This window comes from Companilactobacillus hulinensis, assembly GCF_003946555.1.
Lineage (GTDB): Bacteria > Bacillota > Bacilli > Lactobacillales > Lactobacillaceae > Companilactobacillus > Companilactobacillus hulinensis.
On sequence record NZ_RHOO01000015.1, the window covers coordinates 1 to 18743 of the forward strand.

General features: G+C 36.0%; 18 protein-coding genes and 2 tRNA genes. 14 read left to right on the forward strand and 6 right to left on the reverse strand.

Features of this window, described 5'->3' with window-relative positions:
• Positions 1–63: 63 nt before the first annotated feature.
• Positions 64–135: transfer RNA gene (locus tag EKM66_RS08265), tRNA-Gln, on the reverse strand.
• A 131-nt stretch (positions 136–266) separates the two neighbouring features.
• On the opposite strand from EKM66_RS08265, the gene EKM66_RS08270 reads away from it, so the two are divergent.
• From EKM66_RS08270 to yjeM, 3 genes are all read left to right on the forward strand, one after another.
• Positions 267–593, forward strand: a complete 327-nt coding sequence (locus EKM66_RS08270; protein WP_125763518.1) for a heavy metal-binding domain-containing protein — start codon at positions 267–269, stop codon at positions 591–593.
• Between the two features lie 11 nt (positions 594–604).
• On the forward strand, positions 605–2035 hold the full coding sequence (locus tag EKM66_RS08275; protein WP_125763520.1) for a C69 family dipeptidase: 1431 nt from the start codon (positions 605–607) through the stop codon (positions 2033–2035).
• A 73-nt stretch (positions 2036–2108) separates the two neighbouring features.
• The gene (gene yjeM / locus EKM66_RS08280) at positions 2109–3650 is read left to right on the forward strand and encodes a glutamate/gamma-aminobutyrate family transporter YjeM (protein ID WP_191988039.1); all 1542 of its coding nucleotides are present in this window, start codon (positions 2109–2111) and stop codon (positions 3648–3650) included.
• A 57-nt stretch (positions 3651–3707) separates the two neighbouring features.
• On the opposite strand, the gene glyA is transcribed toward yjeM, so the two are convergent.
• The 4 genes from glyA to EKM66_RS08300 all read right to left on the reverse strand — a co-directional run bounded on the left by glyA (position 3708) and on the right by EKM66_RS08300 (position 7383).
• On the reverse strand, positions 3708–4937 hold the full coding sequence (gene glyA, locus EKM66_RS08285; RefSeq protein ID WP_125763524.1) for a serine hydroxymethyltransferase: 1230 nt from the start codon (positions 4935–4937) through the stop codon (positions 3708–3710).
• 13 nt (positions 4938–4950) lie between these two features.
• On the reverse strand, positions 4951–5757 hold the full coding sequence (locus EKM66_RS08290) for a DNA/RNA non-specific endonuclease (protein ID WP_125763526.1): 807 nt from the start codon (positions 5755–5757) through the stop codon (positions 4951–4953).
• 143 nt (positions 5758–5900) lie between these two features.
• On the reverse strand, positions 5901–6824 hold the full coding sequence (htpX, locus tag EKM66_RS08295) for a zinc metalloprotease HtpX (protein ID WP_125763527.1): 924 nt from the start codon (positions 6822–6824) through the stop codon (positions 5901–5903).
• A 10-nt stretch (positions 6825–6834) separates the two neighbouring features.
• Entirely contained in the window at positions 6835–7383 is a 549-nt protein-coding gene (locus EKM66_RS08300; protein ID WP_125763529.1) for a LemA family protein, read from the reverse strand.
• Positions 7384–7566: 183 nt separating this feature from the next.
• On the opposite strand from EKM66_RS08300, the gene EKM66_RS08305 reads away from it, so the two are divergent.
• The 7 genes from EKM66_RS08305 to EKM66_RS08330 all read left to right on the forward strand — a co-directional run bounded on the left by EKM66_RS08305 (position 7567) and on the right by EKM66_RS08330 (position 14541).
• Positions 7567–8685 carry a serine hydrolase domain-containing protein gene (locus EKM66_RS08305; protein ID WP_125763531.1) on the forward strand — a complete coding sequence of 373 codons (1119 nt, stop codon included), beginning with the start codon at positions 7567–7569 and terminating at the stop codon, positions 8683–8685.
• Positions 8686–8872: 187 nt separating this feature from the next.
• Entirely contained in the window at positions 8873–9697 is an 825-nt protein-coding gene (locus EKM66_RS08310) for an aldo/keto reductase (protein ID WP_125763533.1), read from the forward strand.
• A 238-nt stretch (positions 9698–9935) separates the two neighbouring features.
• Positions 9936–11708: an oleate hydratase gene (locus tag EKM66_RS08315; protein ID WP_125763535.1), complete on the forward strand. Its 1773-nt coding sequence runs from the start codon at positions 9936–9938 to the stop codon at positions 11706–11708.
• Positions 11709–11873: 165 nt separating this feature from the next.
• Positions 11874–12023 (forward strand): DUF5945 family protein, encoded by a 150-nt coding sequence (locus EKM66_RS12740; protein WP_225426577.1) that lies wholly within the window; start codon positions 11874–11876, stop codon positions 12021–12023.
• Between the two features lie 214 nt (positions 12024–12237).
• Positions 12238–12618 (forward strand): VOC family protein, encoded by a 381-nt coding sequence (locus EKM66_RS08320; protein ID WP_125763537.1) that lies wholly within the window; start codon positions 12238–12240, stop codon positions 12616–12618.
• A gap of 19 nt (positions 12619–12637) precedes the next feature.
• A complete protein-coding gene (locus EKM66_RS08325; RefSeq protein WP_125763539.1) occupies positions 12638–14401 on the forward strand; it encodes a hypothetical protein in 1764 nt (587 codons plus the stop codon).
• A 67-nt stretch (positions 14402–14468) separates the two neighbouring features.
• Positions 14469–14541, forward strand: a tRNA-Glu gene (locus EKM66_RS08330).
• 772 nt (positions 14542–15313) lie between these two features.
• On the opposite strand, the gene EKM66_RS08335 is transcribed toward EKM66_RS08330, so the two are convergent.
• Complete coding sequence (locus EKM66_RS08335) at positions 15314–15574, reverse strand: hypothetical protein (protein WP_125763541.1); 261 nt, start codon at positions 15572–15574, stop codon at positions 15314–15316.
• Positions 15575–15728: 154 nt separating this feature from the next.
• Here EKM66_RS08335 and EKM66_RS08340 point away from each other — a divergent pair, with 154 nt between their 5' ends.
• Genes EKM66_RS08340 through EKM66_RS08355 form a run of 4 tightly spaced genes read left to right on the forward strand, consistent with a single transcriptional unit; the run spans position 15729 to position 18731 of the window.
• The gene (locus EKM66_RS08340) at positions 15729–16481 is read left to right on the forward strand and encodes a YveK family protein (RefSeq protein WP_404811464.1); all 753 of its coding nucleotides are present in this window, start codon (positions 15729–15731) and stop codon (positions 16479–16481) included.
• 9 nt (positions 16482–16490) lie between these two features.
• Positions 16491–17252, forward strand: coding sequence for a CpsD/CapB family tyrosine-protein kinase (locus EKM66_RS08345; RefSeq protein ID WP_191988040.1), 762 nt, complete (start codon positions 16491–16493; stop codon positions 17250–17252).
• A complete protein-coding gene (locus EKM66_RS08350) occupies positions 17249–18034 on the forward strand; it encodes a tyrosine-protein phosphatase (RefSeq protein WP_125763547.1) in 786 nt (261 codons plus the stop codon). Before EKM66_RS08345 ends, EKM66_RS08350 begins: the two co-directional genes overlap by 4 nt.
• A gap of 28 nt (positions 18035–18062) precedes the next feature.
• The gene (locus EKM66_RS08355; protein WP_125763549.1) at positions 18063–18731 is read left to right on the forward strand and encodes a sugar transferase; all 669 of its coding nucleotides are present in this window, start codon (positions 18063–18065) and stop codon (positions 18729–18731) included.
• The last annotated feature ends 12 nt before the right edge of the window (positions 18732–18743 follow it).

Sequence of the window (18743 nt, forward strand, 5' to 3'; positions counted from 1 at the left end):
TTTGCTAAAACGTTGACTTATCAGTGCTTTTGACACGCATTGAAATGTGTTGAAACCCTAAAATTGGGCAAGTAGGGTTCGAACCTACAAATTGCGGATTCAGAGTCCGCTGCCTTACCGTTTGGCGATTGCCCATTAACATTAAAAATACTAAACAAAAATAAACATAAAGTCAAGTTAAAATATGTACATATTTTAGTTAAATATGACTTTTATTGTGTTATCTTTATTATGGGAGTGATAAAAAATATTTGTGAGGTGAATACATGGATAAGGGCGAGATATTAGTAACTACAACTGAGAGTGTTCCTGGAAAAGAATACGAAATTATCGGTGAGGTGTTTGGATTAACAACTCAATCAAAGAATGTCGTTAAAAATATTGGTGCTGGCTTCAAGAACATCGTTGGTGGTGAAATTAAGGCTTACACTGAGCTACTAACTGAAGCACGTGATATTGCCATCAGTCGTTTGCGCAAAAACGCTGAAGATATGGGTGCCGATGCAGTAGTAATGATGAGATTCGACTCTGATTCTATCAGTGCCGATATGGAAACAGTTGCGGCTTACGGTACCGCAGTAAAATTTAAGTAAGGTGAGATTAAATGTCATTAGATTATAACAAGAGTTCTCTTTCTGCTTGTACGAGTATTTTAATAGGTAAAAAAGCCACAATTGACGGCTCAACTATTATTGGAAGAAATGAAGATGCTATGCCTTCATGGCCAAAGCATTTTATCATTCATGAACACAAGGACTATACAGAAGACCAGCAGTTCGTTTCTAAAGCTAATGATTTTAAGATGGATCTACCTAAAACTCGCTATAAATGTTCAGCTACTCCTGAATGGACTTTCAAAGAAGGCTTATTTGAAGAAGATGGATTCAACGAATTCGGTGTAGGGATGAGTGCAACTGAAAGTGCTTATTCCAATCAGCGTGTTCTAGGCGTTGATCCGCTTGAAAAAAATGGTATCGGTGAAGAAGCCATGATTACAGTGGTTTTGCCATACGTTAAGACGGCTCGTGAAGGTGTTGAACGTTTGGGCAAAATTATTGAAGAATATGGAACTTGTGAAACAAATGGTGTTCTTTTTTCTGATAAGAATGAAGTCTGGTACTTTGAAAATGGTTCAGGCCACTATTGGGTAGCACAGCGCATCCCCGATGATTCTTATGCTGTTGTTGCTAACCAGTTAGCGATTCAAGAAATCGACTTTGATGATCCAGATCATTTCATGTTCAGAAATGATCTACAAGAATTCGTCAACGATAATAATTTGAATCCAAATCCGAAGGGATTCAATTTTAGAAATATTTTTGGAACTCATGATTTATCGGATGAAATTTACAGTACACCACGTGTATGGTGGGGACAACAAAACTTCTCAGGCAAGACAGACGAGAGTCCTGAGAGTGAAGATTTGTCTTTCATTAAAAAAGCTGATCGACTATTAAGTGTCGATGATGCTCAAGACTATTTAGCATCACATTATCAAAAAACTGAGTTTGATCCATTGAATCCAGGTAAGAATAACAAACGTTATCGTCCAATCAGTTTGGCTAAGACGCAAGAGTCACATGTCTTGCAGATTCGTCCTGATATGGAACCAGAAATTGCCTGTGTTCAGTGGCTTGCTATGGGTGTTGCATCACAAAGTATCTATGTTCCGTTCTATATGGGTATCACTGATACTCCAGAAGAATATAAGATCGGTGAACTTCCATATGACAGCAAGTCAGCTTATTGGACATACAAGTTGGCTGGTGTGTTGCTAGATGGTCATTACAAGGAATTTGGCAAGGATTATCAAGCCAAACAAAAAGAAATCAACATTACATTACGCGATCAATTGCGTGATTATGATATGCAAGCTTTAAGTAAAGATTCTGAAGAATTACCACAATTTTTGACGGATGCATCTAATAAGATGGCTAAAACATCACTGGATGCATACAAAGAGCTAATTGCTCAACTAATTACGGACTCGACTGATTTTTCACCTCTGAACTTTAAGACTGATATGAACTTGTAATAGTACATTGAAAATTTAAATTTAGAGAAGGGCGAAGGGATTCGTCCTGGAACCCGTTAAGGGGATTAATAACATGGATGATGGTAATTCGACGAAAAAAACCATTACATTATTTGGATTAATAATGATGATTTTTACGGCGATTTTCGGATTTGCTAATACAACAGTTGCTTACGAGCAGATGGGATTAGCAAGTATTATTTGGTACATTTTTGCAGCTGTATTCTTCTTCCTGCCTGCAGGATTTATGATGGCTGAATATGGTTCTGCTTTTAACGAAGCTAAAGGTGGAATTTATTCTTGGATCGAAGGAGCTGTAGGACCAAAGATTGCCTTCACAGGTACATTTATCTGGCTAGCTTCTTGGGAAGTTTGGCTAGTTTCAACTTCTACAAAGGTATGGATTCCACTATCAACTTTCTTTGTAGGGCATGATGGTACACAATCGTGGGGCATGCTTGGTTTGAGTGCAACTCAAGTCATTGGTGTCTTAGGATTGTTTTGGATTATTTTTGTTACATTCTTCGCTAGTTTGGGAATGGACAAAATTTCTAAGGTTTCATCGATCGGTGGTATTTTAACTATCGCATTGAACGGTATTTTCTTCCTATTGAGTTTGATTCTATTGTTTACAACAGGATTCCACTCAGCTGAGCCAATTACTGGATTGGATACATTTATTCATTCAGCTAACCCAGCCTTTGCATCACCAATTGGTATGATTTCATTCGTTGTTTATGCGATTTTCGCATACGGTGGTATGGAATCAGTTGGTGCTGTTACTGATAGTATGAAGAACCCTAAACGTGATTTCCCACGTGGTGTTTTGATTTCCGCTGGTGTTATCGCTGTTACATACTCACTAACAATTCTTATGTGGGGTATTAGTACTAACTGGAACCAAATTCTTGGTAAGTCTAGTGTTAACTTGGGTAATATTACTTATGTTATGATGAGCAACTTAGGCTACCAATTCGCTGATAGTATTGGCTGGAGTCATGCTGCAGCTATTACAACTGGTGAGTGGTTAGCTAGATTCACTGGTTTTGATATGTTTATTCTATACATGGGTTCATTCTTTGTTTTGGTTTATTCACCATTGAAGTCATTTATTATGGGTACACCAAAGGACTTCTGGCCAGAACGTGTAACTAAGTTGAATAAACATGGTATGCCAGCTAACGCAATGTGGATGCAAGCTGGATTCGTTGGGGTCATGATTTTGCTTATTGCCTTTGGTGGTAGAGATGCCAAGCAATTGTACAATGTCTTAACATTGATGGCTAACGTTTCAACAACTATTCCATACTTGTTCTTGGTTGGTGCTTATCCGTTCTTTAATAGAAATGATAAGATTGAGAAACCATATCTGTTCTATAAGAATAAGACCGCTATGTGGACTGTATCTATCATTTCGTTCACTGTCTTGGCATTAGCTGTTATCTTTACCGTAGTTCAACCAATCCTTGAACATGCGTACTCAGATGCCTTCTGGACTATTATTGGACCAGTTGTCTTCGGTGCTATCGCATTGATTCTATATGGTAACTATGATCGTAAACAAAAAGCTAAAAAGGCTAAAGAAGACGATGATGAAGATTCAGTATTAAATTAACAAAAAAATAAAGGACAAAACTCGATTTGAGTTTTGTCCTTTTTGATTTGTTTTGAATTATTTAATTGGGTGTTTGTCTGTAAGAGCTTTGGTACGTGCATCCAATTCTTTAAGCTTATCAGCATCTTCGTGATACTTGATTGCTTCAACAATGATGTGTGCAACTTCACGACAATCATCTTCATCAAATCCACGACTTGTGATTGCAGGTGTTCCAAGACGTAGTCCTGATGTGTACTTAGGAGGCAATGGATCGTTTGGAATTGCTTCCTTGTTTGATGTGATATGGATTGAGTCCAACATGTCTTGAACTTCCATACCATTCATATCTGTGCCTGTTAGAACGACGTTTAGAAGGTGATTGTCTGTTCCACCAGTAAGGACTGATAAGTCTTCTGAGTCGTTAATAACCTCTGCCATAGCAGCAGCGTTCTTAACAACTTGTTCCATATAATCCTTGAATTGCGGTTGCAAGTCTTCACCGAAAGCAACAGCCTTAGCAGCAATGACGTGTTCCAATGGTCCACCTTGTGTACCAGGGAAGATAGCTGAATTGATTTTCTTGCCAAGTTCTGGCTTAGCGAAGATCATACCACCACGAGGTCCTCTAAGAGTCTTGTGAGTAGTAGTAGTTACGATATCAGCTACACCGATTGGAGTTGGATGTAATCCGACTGCAACTAATCCAGCAATATGTGCCATATCAACCATCAATAGAGCATCAACTGAATCAGCGATTGCTCTGAACTTCTTGAAGTCAATGATACGACTGTATGCTGAAGCACCAGCAACGATGAGTTTTGGTTGAACTTCTTCAGCAATTTTTTGTACGTCATCATAGTCAATGAATCCTTCATCGTTAACGCCATATGAATGGAATTGATACATTTTACCTGAGAAGTTAACTTTTGAGCCATGTGTTAGATGTCCACCAGCATTAAGATCCATACCTAGTACTGAGTCACCAGGTTTTAGAACAGCTTGGTAGGCAGCGGCATTAGCTTGTGAACCTGAATGTGGTTGAACATTGACATATTCAGCACCGAATAATTTCTTGGCACGTTCAATTGCCAAAGTTTCAATTTGGTCGATGTATTCACAACCACCATAATAACGTTTGCCAGGATAACCTTCAGCATATTTGTTTGTTAGAACAGAGCCTTGAGCTTTTCTAACGTTATCTGAGACAATATTTTCAGAAGCAATCAATTCGATATTACGATTTTGACGTTCTTCCTCTTTTTCAATTAAATCAAAAATTTCTTTATCACCTGAGCTATATTGCATTCAAAGCATCTCCTTAATTGTTATTGACCACACTAGTACCATCAGAATAATTGATTGTTACGCCACTTTCGATGTTAAAAATATAAACATTGAATGAAACTTGACCATCCGCAGTTCCTTGATTATTCATCGATTCAGCCATCATTTGAACTCCTCTGGCAACCAGCTCGTTGCCACGATAGATAGGCTTAACTCGATATCTAATATAATTATCTGGATTCTGCTTCAGGTAGTAAGCTATATCGTTCTCATGTTTCAACATTTCTGGTGAATTCAATGAACGTGTTCCGGTCATCAAGTTCTTTGGGTTGTTATTTTGACCAGTAAGTTGATAGCCAATTAAATGAGAGCGATTATACAACCAGCCTGTTTTGAGTTTCTTGTTATGCCAGCCAGTTGGATTAACGTATAGAGGTTCACGTTTTGCGGTTGGCATTAGACTCTTACTAAGCAAAGCATCAGCTTGAATAGCTCGGTTGAGATTATCAAGATTAGCGAAGCTTTGCCAAGCTCCATTCTGAACATTTAGATCTGAACTGGTAAAAGTAGGTTTATTATTATTAACTTCGATTTCTTGATCATTCTGGTAATTCAATTTAGAAAGATCAGTTGATGAATTGGTGGTTGTTTTGACGGTTTGCCTAGGATTGTCTCCAGTAGGAGTTTTTCCTTGGTAACTTTCATAAACACCTGATCCACCAACGACGACTAACAATAATCCTAATGAGACTAGTCGACGATGAATCCGTTTTTTCGGTTTCGTCATAAATGTGGTAAATAGTACAATGACCCCAAGTAGGATCAGTAAAAACATATACATAAAAATTCCCCTCAACTCAAAGATTTATAAAAAATCTTCAACTGTTATTTTATCATATGACTAGCTTATTTCTCAGCCATAAGATTAGTAATTACTAATTTGATAATTACAATAAAAAAGATTCAATCAAATTTGATTGAATCCTACATAAATGACTTTTTGAGTGCAGCTATTCGATCATCCAATGGTGGGTGAGTATCAAATAGATGTACAAAGTGTTTCTTTTTCTTCATTGGATCGTCAATGTATAATGCGGCACTAGCTTCATCAACCTTTTTCATTGGTTTTGTACTAGCTTTAAGTTTTTCCAAAGCATTGATCAATCCTTGTGGATTACGAGTCAGCTCAGCACCAGATACATCAGCTAGATATTCACGATTTCTCGATATTGCCAGTTGTACTAAACTAGCAATAAATGGTCCGAGAATCATGAACAGAATACCGATCAACCATAATACCAATCTAATTGCTACCCATGATCCGCCACCGTTATTATTTCTGTCACGGTCATCGTCAAATGGCAACACAAAACGGTAAGCATTACCGATCATGTAGCTCAAAAAGACAATAGCAGATGACAGTGCGATGGATATGGTTGAAACACGGATATCATAGTTCTTTACGTGCGATATTTCGTGTGCCAGAACTCCCTCTAATTCCTCTCGATTCATCATCTTATATAATCCAGTAGTGACAGCAACAGCTGCATGCTCTGGGTCACGTCCGGTGGCAAATGCGTTTGGTGAGTCATCCTGAATGATGTAGATATCAGGGAAAGGGATATCAGCAACCATGGTCAAATCTTCAACTATGTGCCAGAGATCCGGTGCTTCTTCAGCAGAGTTGACCTTTTTGGCACCATTCATCTGCATCACGATATTGGTTGATTGGAAGTATGTTATCAGTGTATAAATCACGGCAACAACAAGTGTGATTATTAAGCCACCCCAGATATTGTCCATGAAAAAGTCTCCGATGAAACTTCCAATACCAGCCAAAATAATGAAGAAAATAGTAAAAATCAAATAAGTTTTACGCTTATTTTTGTCAATTTGCTGATATATCATAATTTAGCTCCTAGAATTTAACTTTAGGTGCTTCTTTTTCTGCTTCAGGAATTTGTAAGAATTCCATTTCTTTGAATCCATGAATCTTGGCAATGATATTTCTTGGGAATGTTTGGATTGCTGTATCGTATGCCTGAACTTGGCTGTTGTATGCTTGACGTGCATATGCAACTTTATTTTCAGTATTTGATAATTCTTCCATTAACTTACCGAATTCTTGATTAGCTTTTAAGTCAGGATAATTTTCGGCTAAAGCGAAAACTTGTCTTAAAACTCCAGTAAGTTGATTATCAGCATCAACTTTGTCTTGTAATGAATCGGCATTTGTGACATTATTTCTTAATTCGACAACTTTAGAAAGTGTTTCCTTTTCATGAGTTGCGTATCCCTTAACAGTTTCAACTAAGTTAGGGATCAAATCAGTACGACGTTTCAATTGAACATCAATTTGTGAACTGAATTCACGGGCACGGTTACGATATTTAACTAGACCGTTATATAGACCGGCGTATATGAATGCCAATAAAATGACAACTACGACAATAATTATTGTGGACATAGGTTTCTCCTTTGAGTTTTATTATGGTAATTCTACCATATATGCATAGAGTAGCCTAAATTTCCACTTACTGGACAAATTGGATATTCAGGGGTCGATTACTATTTGTATTATTTAAAATAATTTATAATTTAGTTCATAAAAGAAATTTATTTATGGATATTTTCTTGAGAGGATCAGCTTATGAAAAATAAAATTAAAGTTGTGTTAATTTCTTTTCTTTGTGTAATTTTACTATTACCAACTTTACCATTTGATGTAATTAGTGCGGATGATACTACTGGGACAAACGGTACAACAGAGGCTACAGATGAAATGGATCAGGCTGATTTTGACAAGACGGTCACAGCGCTGCTAATGGGCAAAAACTTTTCTGGAACGATTTTGGTAATGAGAAAAGGGAAGGTTCTGTATGAAAATAGCATGGGATATTCTAATTATGCTAAAGGCAAATTCAATACAGAACATACGTCATACGAAATCGACTCTGTTCAAAAGGCTCTGACTGCAGCGATGATCATGAAACAAGTTGAAAAGGGAAAATTATCTCTTAATGATAAGCTCCATAAGTTCTATCCAGAGATAAAGGGCAGCAAGAAGATTACTATCAGACAAATGTTAGATATGACTTCAGGACTTATGATGCCGACTCAAATTGGTCCCAATCAAGTTATGTCAGATGATAATATTCTGAAAGCTGATATTGAAAAGCTTCATTTTTCCAACGCTTATTACAATAGATGGCTTTATTCACCGATAAACTTTAATTTATTAAGTGGAATTCTTGAAAAGGTGACTGGTAAATCCTATCGTTACATGTTCACGAAGACATATATTAAAAAGCTCCATTTGAAACACACTATTTTTGCTTATGACAAATCTCCTCATATTGATAAAGCTGCTGGCTATAGTAATATTGATCCGCTATCTGCCAAAGCTGATTATCGCAATGCATTCAGAACTAATAAGTTCTACACTTATGATGAATTGGGAACTGGACAGGTGTATATGAGTGCTGAAGATTTGTATAAGGCAGAGAATTATATAGTTGCTGGTAAGATGTTGACTAAGAAGTCTCGAAAAGAATTGTTCAAGTCTGGTAGCAAGAGCTCATATGGCGGTGGATTTTATAATCGTAAACATAAAAAGTTTGCCAATGGATGGGGCTACGGATTCCAGTCAGTGATCCACATATCTAACGACGGCAAAGACTCAGTTGTAGTGTTGGAAAATTACCAACGTTTAGCAGCTGATATCAAGCCAACTGTTGTCCAAATATATAATATGTTAAATAATTATTAGCTATTTATAGTTGAAACGTGTATTATTAGTTGTGCAGGTAGCCTACCTGCAAAAACGGGTAACTCTATACATTCCAAAGATTTCTATAGAGTTACCTCATAAGTTCCTTTGCCACGGATTGGTGAAGGAACTTTTTTTGTGCATTTTTTTATTGTGAAGTAATCTAGATATAAGGAGGATTTTATTAATGTATAAATTAAATGATGGTCAAATGATTCCTGAAATTGGTTTCGGAACATACATGTTGAATGGGAATAAAGGTGCTCAAAGTATTGTTTCAGCAATTAATAACGGTTATCGAATGATCGATACTGCCTATAATTACGAGAATGAAGGCGCAGTTGGTGAGGCAATCAGCAGAACTTCGATTCCAAGAACTGAATTAACAGTAACGTCTAAGTTACCAGGTCGCTACTATAAGCATGATGATGCCATTGATGCCATTCAAGAATCGTTGTATCGTGCACATCTTGATTACTTCGACTTATATCTATTACATTGGCCTAATCCAAAGCGTGATATGTATGTTGAGGCATGGGAAACTTTGATTGAAGCACAAAAATTTGGATTAGTTAAGTCAATTGGAGTATGCAATTTCTTGCCAGAGCATCTTGATAGATTGGAGAAGGAAACTGGAGTGATTCCTGCTATTAATCAAATTGAGTTACATCCATACTTCAATCAAAAAGAAATGCGTGATTATGATACCCAACATGGAATTGTCACGATGGATTGGAGTCCACTTGGTCGAGCAAGCTCTGTCTTGAAAGATCCATTATTAATTGAACTTGCTAAAAAGTACAATAAGTCCGTTGGTCAAATTATTTTGGGATGGGAACACCAAATCGATACTTTACCAATTCCTAAATCTGCTAATGCAGTTAGGCAAATGGATAATATTGATATTTTTGACTTTGAAATTTCGAATGATGATATTAAAAAAATCAATTCTTTAACAAAAGTAGACGGTCGTGTGAAAAATCAAGATCCTGCTGAATATGAAGAATTCTAATCTAGTTATTTTATATAAAATGGCTTTTTATAAAATTTGGTTTTTTTTAAGCACGGAGTTAATGCCCAACTTCGTGCTTTTTGTGTATTAAAATTGAATATCAAAAAATAGTAAATAATAATTCAAAAATAGAAACAGAAAATTGCTATATTTTTATTGTTATTTTAAGATGATGGAACTATATTAAACGTGTAAGCAGTTACATAACGTGTTTTAAATAATTCAAGAGGTGATTCTTATGTATAGAAGTAACGGTAATTATGAAGCATTTGCACATCCTATGAAACCAGAAGGTGTTGATAACAAGTCAGCATACATTGTTGGATCTGGATTAGCTGGTTTGGCTGCCGCAACGTTCCTTGTACGTGATGGTCAAATGAAAGGCGATAAAATTCATGTCCTTGAAGAATTAGGACTTCCTGGTGGAAGCATGGACGGTATTTGGAATGAGCAAAAAGGCTACATTATCCGTGGTGGTAGAGAGATGGAACCACACTTCGAAACACTTTGGGATTTATTTAGATCAATTCCTACACTTGAAAACCCAGACGTTTCAATTCTGGATGAATTCTATTGGTTGAATAAGAAGGATCCAAGTTATTCAAGTGGTAGAGCTATTCAAAATCAGGGTAAAGCAATTGATACACCTGAAAAATTAACTTTGACACCTAAAGCAGTTCAAGAATTATTGGATCTAGTGTTAACACCCGAGAAGGATTTGAATGATAAGAGAATTGATGAAGTATTTACTGATGAATTCTTCAAGTCAAACTTCTGGCTATATTGGTCAACAATGTTTGCCTTTGAACCATGGGCTAGTGCCATGGAGATGAGACGTTACTTGATGAGATTTGTACACCACATTGATTCATTGCCAAACTTGTCATCATTGAGATTCACAAAATACAATCAATACGAATCATTGATTTTGCCTATTGTTAAATTCTTGGAAGGCAAAGGAGTTCAATTCACATACAATACTCATGTTGAAAATATCGAAGTAGATACTTCAAACAACGAAAAAGTTGCTAAAAAGATCGATATGACAACTGATGGCAAAGATGCTTCAGTTGATTTGACAGAAAATGATTTGGTCTTCGTAACTAATGGCTCAATTACTGAGAGTACAACTTATGGTGATCAAACACATCCAGCACCTGTAGAACATGAATTAGGCGATAGCTGGAAGTTATGGGAGAACTTGGCAAAACAAGATTCTGCCTTTGGTAATCCAGATAAATTCTGTAAGAATATTCCAGATGCTAACTGGGTAATTTCAGGAACTATCACATTAACAGATGATGAAGTAGTTCCATATATTCAAAATATCAGTAAAAAAGATCCACATAGTGGCTCAATCGTAACCAGTGGTCCTGTAAGTATTAAGGATTCAAACTGGTTGTATGGATATTCAATTAGTCGTCAACCACACTTTAAGGCACAAAAGCCTAATGAATTAGTTGTTTGGGTATATGGCTTGTTCTCAGATAAACCAGGTAACTTTGTGAATAAGAAGATCACTGAGTGCTCTGGTGAAGAATTATGTGAGGAGTGGCTATATCACATCGGTGTTCCTACTGACAAGATCAAGGATATTGCTGAGAACCACGCAAGTACAATTCCAGCACATATGCCATACATCACTTCATACTTCATGCCTAGAAAAGTTGGAGATCGTCCATTGGTAGTTCCAGAAGGTTCAAAGAACTTAGCCTTTATTGGTAACTTCTCTGAAACAGACCGTGACACAGTCTTTACAACTGAGTATTCAGTACGTACAGCTATGGAAGCCGTTTATACATTGTTGAATGTTGATCGTGGTGTTCCAGAAGTATTTGCTTCAGCATTCGATACTCGTGTATTGATGAGAGCTGTATATTACTTGAATGATCAAAAAGGTTTGAAAGATGTAAAACTTCCACTTAAAGAGCGTATGGTTGAAAAACAATTACTTGAAAAGATTCATGGAACATACATCGAAGAATTGATGAAAGAAGCAAAGCTTCTATAGAGTGAAATGTGTTTTAAGAAAAGCAATCTCAATTGAGGTTGCTTTTTTGTATTGTATGGGCAAATAACTAATCAAAAGTTTCGGAGGGTCGTAAACTGCAGTTATCAAGATGTGAACTTGACATTCTCGATAAAGCTAGTATAGTTAGAAATTAAAAATTCGAACGTGGAGGTAAACAATATGAAAAAATATACTGTTTCAATGGATAAAAAGAAACATCTGTTTACCGTCGTAGAGAAAAACAATAAAAATATTTCTGCATGCGGTAAATCGATCGAAGAGGCCGTTAATAAATTAATGAAAAAAAGTGCATAATATTAAAAGCAGTACGTGGCAAAACACGCTTAACTTCCGAGCATTAAGATAGGGGTTGTAATCCAATTACGGGTTGCAACCCCTATTTTTGTTGAATGGAAAAAGGTAAGTTTAATCGCACGTTCACACTAAAAATCTAGTGACTTATATATTTACGTCACAGCTCCACTTTTTTGGTACACTTAAACCACATCAATATTATCGGAGGATGATTATGAAAAAGGGAATTGAACTAGATATTGTGGTAACAGATGCTATGACATCGGCTGAAACATTTAGCAAAGTTTTTGATGTTAATATTTTGGAGGTTCAAAGTACCGCAAAAAAGAACGATACTGTTCTGGTTGATATGGAAGGTATGCACGTCCATTTCTTGAGCAAGAACGAAGAGGTTGGATTTAAGGTTCCTGATCAAACTCCAGAAACCATTTGGGTGAATGTTATTGTTGATGATATTGAAAAGACTAGGGATGCAGCTGTTAAAGCTGGATTTGAATTAATAATTCCAATTACCAAGGAACCATATGAAGGTTTGTTGTACATGCTGTTAAAAGACTCTGACAACTATCAATGGATGGTATATGAAGCAGAGTAAAAATATTGGGGGATGAGTTATGTTTCTATTATTTGTACTACTTACACTTGAATTTACAGTACTATCGTATTTTCCGTTCGTATACGCACTGATCAAGAATAAAAATTCCAAGCTTGGTTTTAGCTTACACATTGCAATTCAGGTAGTTTTATTTTTGGTTTCACTATTTGTTGTTTATTTTATGGGACCAGATCAAACATGGAAATCAGTTCTAGAGAATAACCTGTTAATGTTAGCAATAGCAGCAGCATTGCATGGCGTTGTCTTGGCAATTTCCAAACGTTCAACACATAGATTCGAAAGCAAGCTACTTGTTACTGCGGTCGGTTCAACATTGGCTTTGGGTTTGGTGATGGTAGTAATTATCATTGCTGGTTATGCATCTACAAAGGCGGTAGCAGGATTAACTGATGTATCTGAGAATGCTACTACTAAGAATGCTCCAATGCCTGTGATCAACTCACAGAGTAAAGAAGTTCCAGTTGTTAATTCATATAAGACTGTGCGCAACCAGATGCAGAATTCTTTGTCTAATGTTCCGGATTCCAATGTTTACTCATTGAATCATGCTAGGGTCCAGTTTTATCATGGAAAGTTAGTTTATATTGCACCACTAGACTTTGATGGGTCCTTCTTTAGATATAATCATTACAAACAAGTTCCCGGATATTTTGTCGTCGACGCTACTTCCAAAAATGCTAAACCTAAGTTTATTCGCAAGAGTATGAAGTACACTCCTTCGGCGTATTTTGGACATGACGCATCACGTAAAATCTATGCATCTATTGTTGGACGTGGACTGGTCATTTCTGGTAGTGCACCACAACTTGAAATAGATGAATCTGGTCATCCATACTATGTTCAGACACTTTATAAACAATATGGAATGTCAAAACGTAAGAATTATCGCAAGATCTATGTGGCTGTATTGGATTCTGTGACGGGTAAAGTTAAATTATATAAACAAGGTGATGAGCCTAAATGGGTCGATGTAACCTTCGATCCTAGTATCGCCAGTGACAAGATCTATTCTTATGCTGCAGAGCGTAATGGTTGGTGGAATGCTCATGGATTCGGTGGTTCAAGACTAGGAGTTATGAAGTCGGTTGAAAAAGTCGGAACAGAGGGTAGTGACGATATATTTACACCGATTGCCTATAAGAATAATATTTATTATTTCACATCTATGACAAGTAATAATAAGAAACAAACTTCAGTTTTGGGTTACATGTACGTTAACGCCAAGAATGGTAAAACCTACTATTATCGTGAAGAAGCTGATGCCATGACGCCTAATCGTGCAGATAGCTTGGCTGAGAATCGAATGAAGCAGACTCAATGGAAGGCTAATATGCCATTGCTGTATAGAATCGATGGTAAGCCAACTTGGGTTGTTTCAATGATCGATGACAATGGTGCTTTCATGTCATACGTTTATTTATTGGCAAATGGTAACGGTACTCAGGATTCCGTTGCGGTAGGAACTGATGCTAAGTCAACATTGCAAAAATATCGTAATCTATTCAATTCTGATTTGGGTACTGCAAGTTCTTCATATAGTGGTAAAAAGAAGACTTTCAAAGGAACAGTTAAGCGAGTCGTTAAAGTAAATAACTCAGAGATTGCATTCTTATTGAATGAAGACGAGAATGTCTTTTATGCATCGATCAAAGATTATCCTCGTAATATGTTTGTACAAGGTGGAGACGAAGTAAGTTTCACTGGTTATCAAGATGGCAAAACAGTTGTAGTTGTTAAAGATATTAGCAATAAGAGTTTGTAGTTAAAATTAATAAAATTGTATTGACAGAACAGCATATTAACAGGTAAAATGTTATTTGTTGTTTGATTGCCCGTTGGTCAAATGGTTTAAGACGCCACCCTCTCAAGGTGGAGTTATGGGTTCGATTCCCATACGGGTGATTTTTGAGTTTCCAATCAATTTTATATAAGCTCTAAGCCTTGGTAAATCAACGTTTTAACAAAAATGAATTTTGTTGGGTTTTATAAAAGTCCTAGTCAATCCTAGTCAAAAGCCTAGTCAAAAAATATTGCTGTCGGGGCATATGGATCGTTAATCATTAGATTAGCGATCTTTTTTTGTATTCTAAAATTATTAAGCAATAAAAAATAATTGTCCTTTATGGTGTCGGGATTGTTGGGATAATTAATAAATAGAATTTAGCGTATAAAAAATAGGTTGTACGTTCAATCAAATATTATTAATCTAAGCCCCGTTAATATACAAGGGGTATAGTGTGTAATCGTTGGTATGATAAGTGAACTAAGTCATACACGGCGTGTGTCAACGTCCTAAATATAATTAGAATTACTAATTCAATTGATTATATAAAACTAACAAAACTTACTTTAAATCATGCAAAAATAGAGTAATTTAGAGCAACTTAATAAGGTTTTATAGTTCTTATCGATTAATGAATACAATTCTTAGTTGCCTTAGTATCAATGATTAATACATTCTAATAATGTCTATGTAATGTTACTTATACGTTAAAAGACGCTAAATATTTGATTTTCGGAATTTTTTTAAATCTCATGCCCACTATGCGAGCTGTCTCCCTAGAAACAGTACGCGGGGGGGTCTATAAAGAAATAGAGAGCATACAATTAAGTACACACTCTATTAGATCGTATCTATTCTATTTTGATGTATTAATACACTCATGTGTAATAGCTATTTGTTGCTTGCTCTCAATCGTTTCATGAAGTCTTCATATGATTCTGTATGTAATTCAAACTTAGCACGTTCATAATAACAACTATCAATAGTATTTTTATCATAGTAATTATTAGCAAAGTCTATTAGAGCATCATCCCATAGGTCAATATAATCGCCACGATCTGAAAGGTTCATGACATCCATAATAATATACTCGGATGCACGATACTCATTAAAGTAAGTCAATGTAAGTATTTGCTTTTGCCGTTCATTCAATGGCTTAACTGCTTTATCAATCTTATTTATTTGTTCTTTGCCTATTGTCGTAATATGTCAACGGGTCTATACTTTCTTATATGTATTAGGATTAATTTATATATATTTTGGGATTTATTCGGAGGACGAAGTGGGATCAGAACAAACTATCAGTATGATTCAAATATTTGGCATACTACGTAAACATATAAGGGCTATAGCCGGGACAACATTAGTTGTAACGCTGGCCGCAATTTTTGTGACTTTTTTTGTTATGACGCCTAAGTATAGCGCCACAACAGAGATTTTGGTTAATCGTAAGTTATCATCAGACATGCAGGCGGCACAGTTTCAACAAGTGCAAGCTGACGTGCAAATGATCAGTACATATAAGGACATTATTACTAGCCCAACTGTTTTAAGGGATGTGAATAAGCAGATTAGAGATTACCCTGGATATCCTGGATCAATGAATGCATTGAAAGATTCACTATCAATTAGTAATTCTCAAAACTCTCAAGTATTTTCAGTAAGTGCTAAATCAACAGATGCAGGAACTGCTGCCGCAATCGCTAATTCTACAGCAGAAGTATTTAAGAAGAAAGTTGTTAAGATTATGAGCGTTAACAACGTTTCGATTGTTTCGGAGGCAGAAACAAATACTAAAGCTGTTAGTCCTAGAAAGACTCTTAACATCGCTGCAGGTTTAGTTATTGGATTAATTCTCGGAATTGCTTTGGCATTTATTCGTGAACTAACTGATAGAACTGTTTCAGATGAAAGTTTTATAACAGATGAACTTGGCTTAACAAATCTAGGTATTGTTAGTGAAATTGATCAAAAAGATATTGAAAAGACTGTTGAACATCGTAGTTTCCAAACTAAGACCAGCAACAGTGGAATTATAAAAGGTAGTAGAAGGGTCTAGGTGAAAACAATGCAATTATTTAAAAAGAAGACTACAAAGCTAGACAACTATAGTTTGAAGCATGGTGTTGGTTTAATAACTTATGACGATCCTTCAAGTACGATAACTGAACAGTTCAATACGATTAGAACTAATATTCAATTCTCTTCAGTTGATAAGAAACTGAAATCAATTCTTTTCACTTCATCAGCATCTTCAGAAGGTAAGTCTACTATTAGTAATAATGTAGGTGTTTCATGGGCTAAACAAAGTGAAAAAGTTGTTCTAGTAGATGCTGATTTACGTCGACCAACGATTCATAAGACCTTTAATGTTAGTAATCGTGCGGGGTTATCAAGTTATTTACTAGGTAATGCTTCGTTTGAAGACATCATTCAACCAACAATGGTTCACAATTTGTATGTTATTACTTCAGGTCCAGTTCCACCAAACCCTTCTGAATTATTGGGGAGTATGAGAACTCAAGATTTATTTACACGCCTTGAAGATAAGTTTGATTTGTTGATACTTGATGCTCCGCCTGCAAACTCAGTAACTGATTCTCAAATATTAGCTTCAAAAGTTGATGGAGTAATCTTGGTTATTCCTCAAGGAATTGCTGAAAAAGCAGGAGTTGCACATGCCAAACAAGCTCTAGAAACAGTACACGCCAATATTCTAGGAGCAATAATGAACCGTGTTACTAAACAAAAATCTAGCGGTTATTACGGTGGCTACTATGGTGGTTATTACGGTGGATATTATGGAACTGAGGGGAAGGATAAAAAATGAAATTAATTGATTTACATTGCCATATTTTGCCAGGAGTTGATGACGGGTCTAAGGATTTGCAGATGTCGCTTGATTTGGCCAAGGTGGCTGTAGATCAAGGAATAAGTCATTCTTTATTAACTCCGCACCATATGGATGGAGATTATACTAACCATAAAAAAGATGTAATTAAAAAGACTAGTGATTTTCAAGATGCATTAAATGAAGCAAACATTCCATTAACTGTTTTTGCTGGACAAGAAGTCCACTTAACGGGGGAGTTAATGGATGCAATTGCTAAAGATGATGTGTTATTCATGGATGCTACTAATCGTTATTTGTTGTTGGAACTACCACATGATGGTATTCCGGCTTATACAGAAGATATGATATTTGATTTAACTACACGGGGAATTACACCAGTAATTGCCCATCCAGAGAGAAATTTAGGTATACAGGAAGATCCTGACAAACTTTATAATTTCATCAAAATGGGTTGCTTGTCACAACTGACAAGTAGTAGCTATCTGGGTGTCTTCGGTGAAAAGGTTCAAACGTTAACAGAAAAAATAATCAAAGCTAATTTAGGCTTTGTCTTTGCTTCAGATGCTCACAATTTTAAAGGACGAAGGTTCTTGATGAAAGAGGCCTTTGATAAGTTGGAAAAAGAAGAAGGCATACGCAAGGCTGAACTATTCAATGCCAATGCCAAGAACATTATTAATGGCGATGATGTTGGAGATGTAGATTTTGTTGAGATTTCTTCGCTGAAAAAGAAGAAAAAAAGATTTTGGTTATTTTAGAGGAGAACATTCTGGGGGGATTGCATATATGGAATACTTTGACAATAAAGATGATAATGCTGTCATAGATTTTTCTTATCAAAAGAGACGATATATTTATAGAGCATTTAAAAGAATATTTGATTTCATTGCTAGTATATTAGGATTAATAATTTTGTCACCAGTTTTCTTAATTGTGGCAGTCGCTATTAAAGTTGAGGATCCTAAAGGACCTGTCTTTTATTCACAAATACGATTGGGCAAAAGGCAAGAAGCCTTTAAAATGTTTAAATTTCGCTCAATGGTAGTTAATGCTGATAAGCATTTAACTGACTTATTGGATAAAAACGAAGTTGAGGGTGCTATGTTCAAAATGAAAGATGATCCCCGTGTAACAAGGGTGGGTCAATTCATTAGAAAATATAGTATTGATGAGCTTCCACAGTTAGTAAATGTACTAGAAGGCAGTATGAGCCTTGTTGGACCAAGACCGCCACTACCACGTGAGGTTAAAAGTTATACAGACCGTGATCGTCAAAGATTATCAGTAAAGCCTGGATGTACGGGATTATGGCAAATTAGTGGTCGTAATGATGTTGGATTTCATGAAATGGTTGAATTGGATTTAAAATACATTAACTCCCGTGGAGTTATGTTTGATTTATATGTATTATTTAAGACTGTTTTGGTTTTTGTTAAACCTAATGGTGCTTATTAATTAGGTTTTACG

Bases quoted from the DNA above. Each gene is read 5' to 3' on its own strand.
- EKM66_RS08270 (WP_125763518.1), top strand. From the start codon at position 267: ATGGATAAGGGCGAGATATTAGTAACTACAACTGAGAGTGTTCCTGGA.
- EKM66_RS08275 (WP_125763520.1), top strand. From the start codon at position 605: ATGTCATTAGATTATAACAAGAGTTCTCTTTCTGCTTGTACGAGTATT.
- yjeM (WP_191988039.1), top strand. From the start codon at position 2,109: ATGGATGATGGTAATTCGACGAAAAAAACCATTACATTATTTGGATTA.
- glyA (WP_125763524.1), bottom strand. From the start codon at position 4,937: ATGCAATATAGCTCAGGTGATAAAGAAATTTTTGATTTAATTGAAAAA.
- EKM66_RS08290 (WP_125763526.1), bottom strand. From the start codon at position 5,757: ATGTATATGTTTTTACTGATCCTACTTGGGGTCATTGTACTATTTACC.
- htpX (WP_125763527.1), bottom strand. From the start codon at position 6,824: ATGATATATCAGCAAATTGACAAAAATAAGCGTAAAACTTATTTGATT.
- EKM66_RS08300 (WP_125763529.1), bottom strand. From the start codon at position 7,383: ATGTCCACAATAATTATTGTCGTAGTTGTCATTTTATTGGCATTCATA.
- EKM66_RS08305 (WP_125763531.1), top strand. From the start codon at position 7,567: ATGAAAAATAAAATTAAAGTTGTGTTAATTTCTTTTCTTTGTGTAATT.
- EKM66_RS08310 (WP_125763533.1), top strand. From the start codon at position 8,873: ATGTATAAATTAAATGATGGTCAAATGATTCCTGAAATTGGTTTCGGA.
- EKM66_RS08315 (WP_125763535.1), top strand. From the start codon at position 9,936: ATGTATAGAAGTAACGGTAATTATGAAGCATTTGCACATCCTATGAAA.
- EKM66_RS08320 (WP_125763537.1), top strand. From the start codon at position 12,238: ATGAAAAAGGGAATTGAACTAGATATTGTGGTAACAGATGCTATGACA.
- EKM66_RS08325 (WP_125763539.1), top strand. From the start codon at position 12,638: ATGTTTCTATTATTTGTACTACTTACACTTGAATTTACAGTACTATCG.
- EKM66_RS08340 (WP_404811464.1), top strand. From the start codon at position 15,729: ATGATTCAAATATTTGGCATACTACGTAAACATATAAGGGCTATAGCC.
- EKM66_RS08345 (WP_191988040.1), top strand. From the start codon at position 16,491: ATGCAATTATTTAAAAAGAAGACTACAAAGCTAGACAACTATAGTTTG.
- EKM66_RS08350 (WP_125763547.1), top strand. From the start codon at position 17,249: ATGAAATTAATTGATTTACATTGCCATATTTTGCCAGGAGTTGATGAC.
- EKM66_RS08355 (WP_125763549.1), top strand. From the start codon at position 18,063: ATGGAATACTTTGACAATAAAGATGATAATGCTGTCATAGATTTTTCT.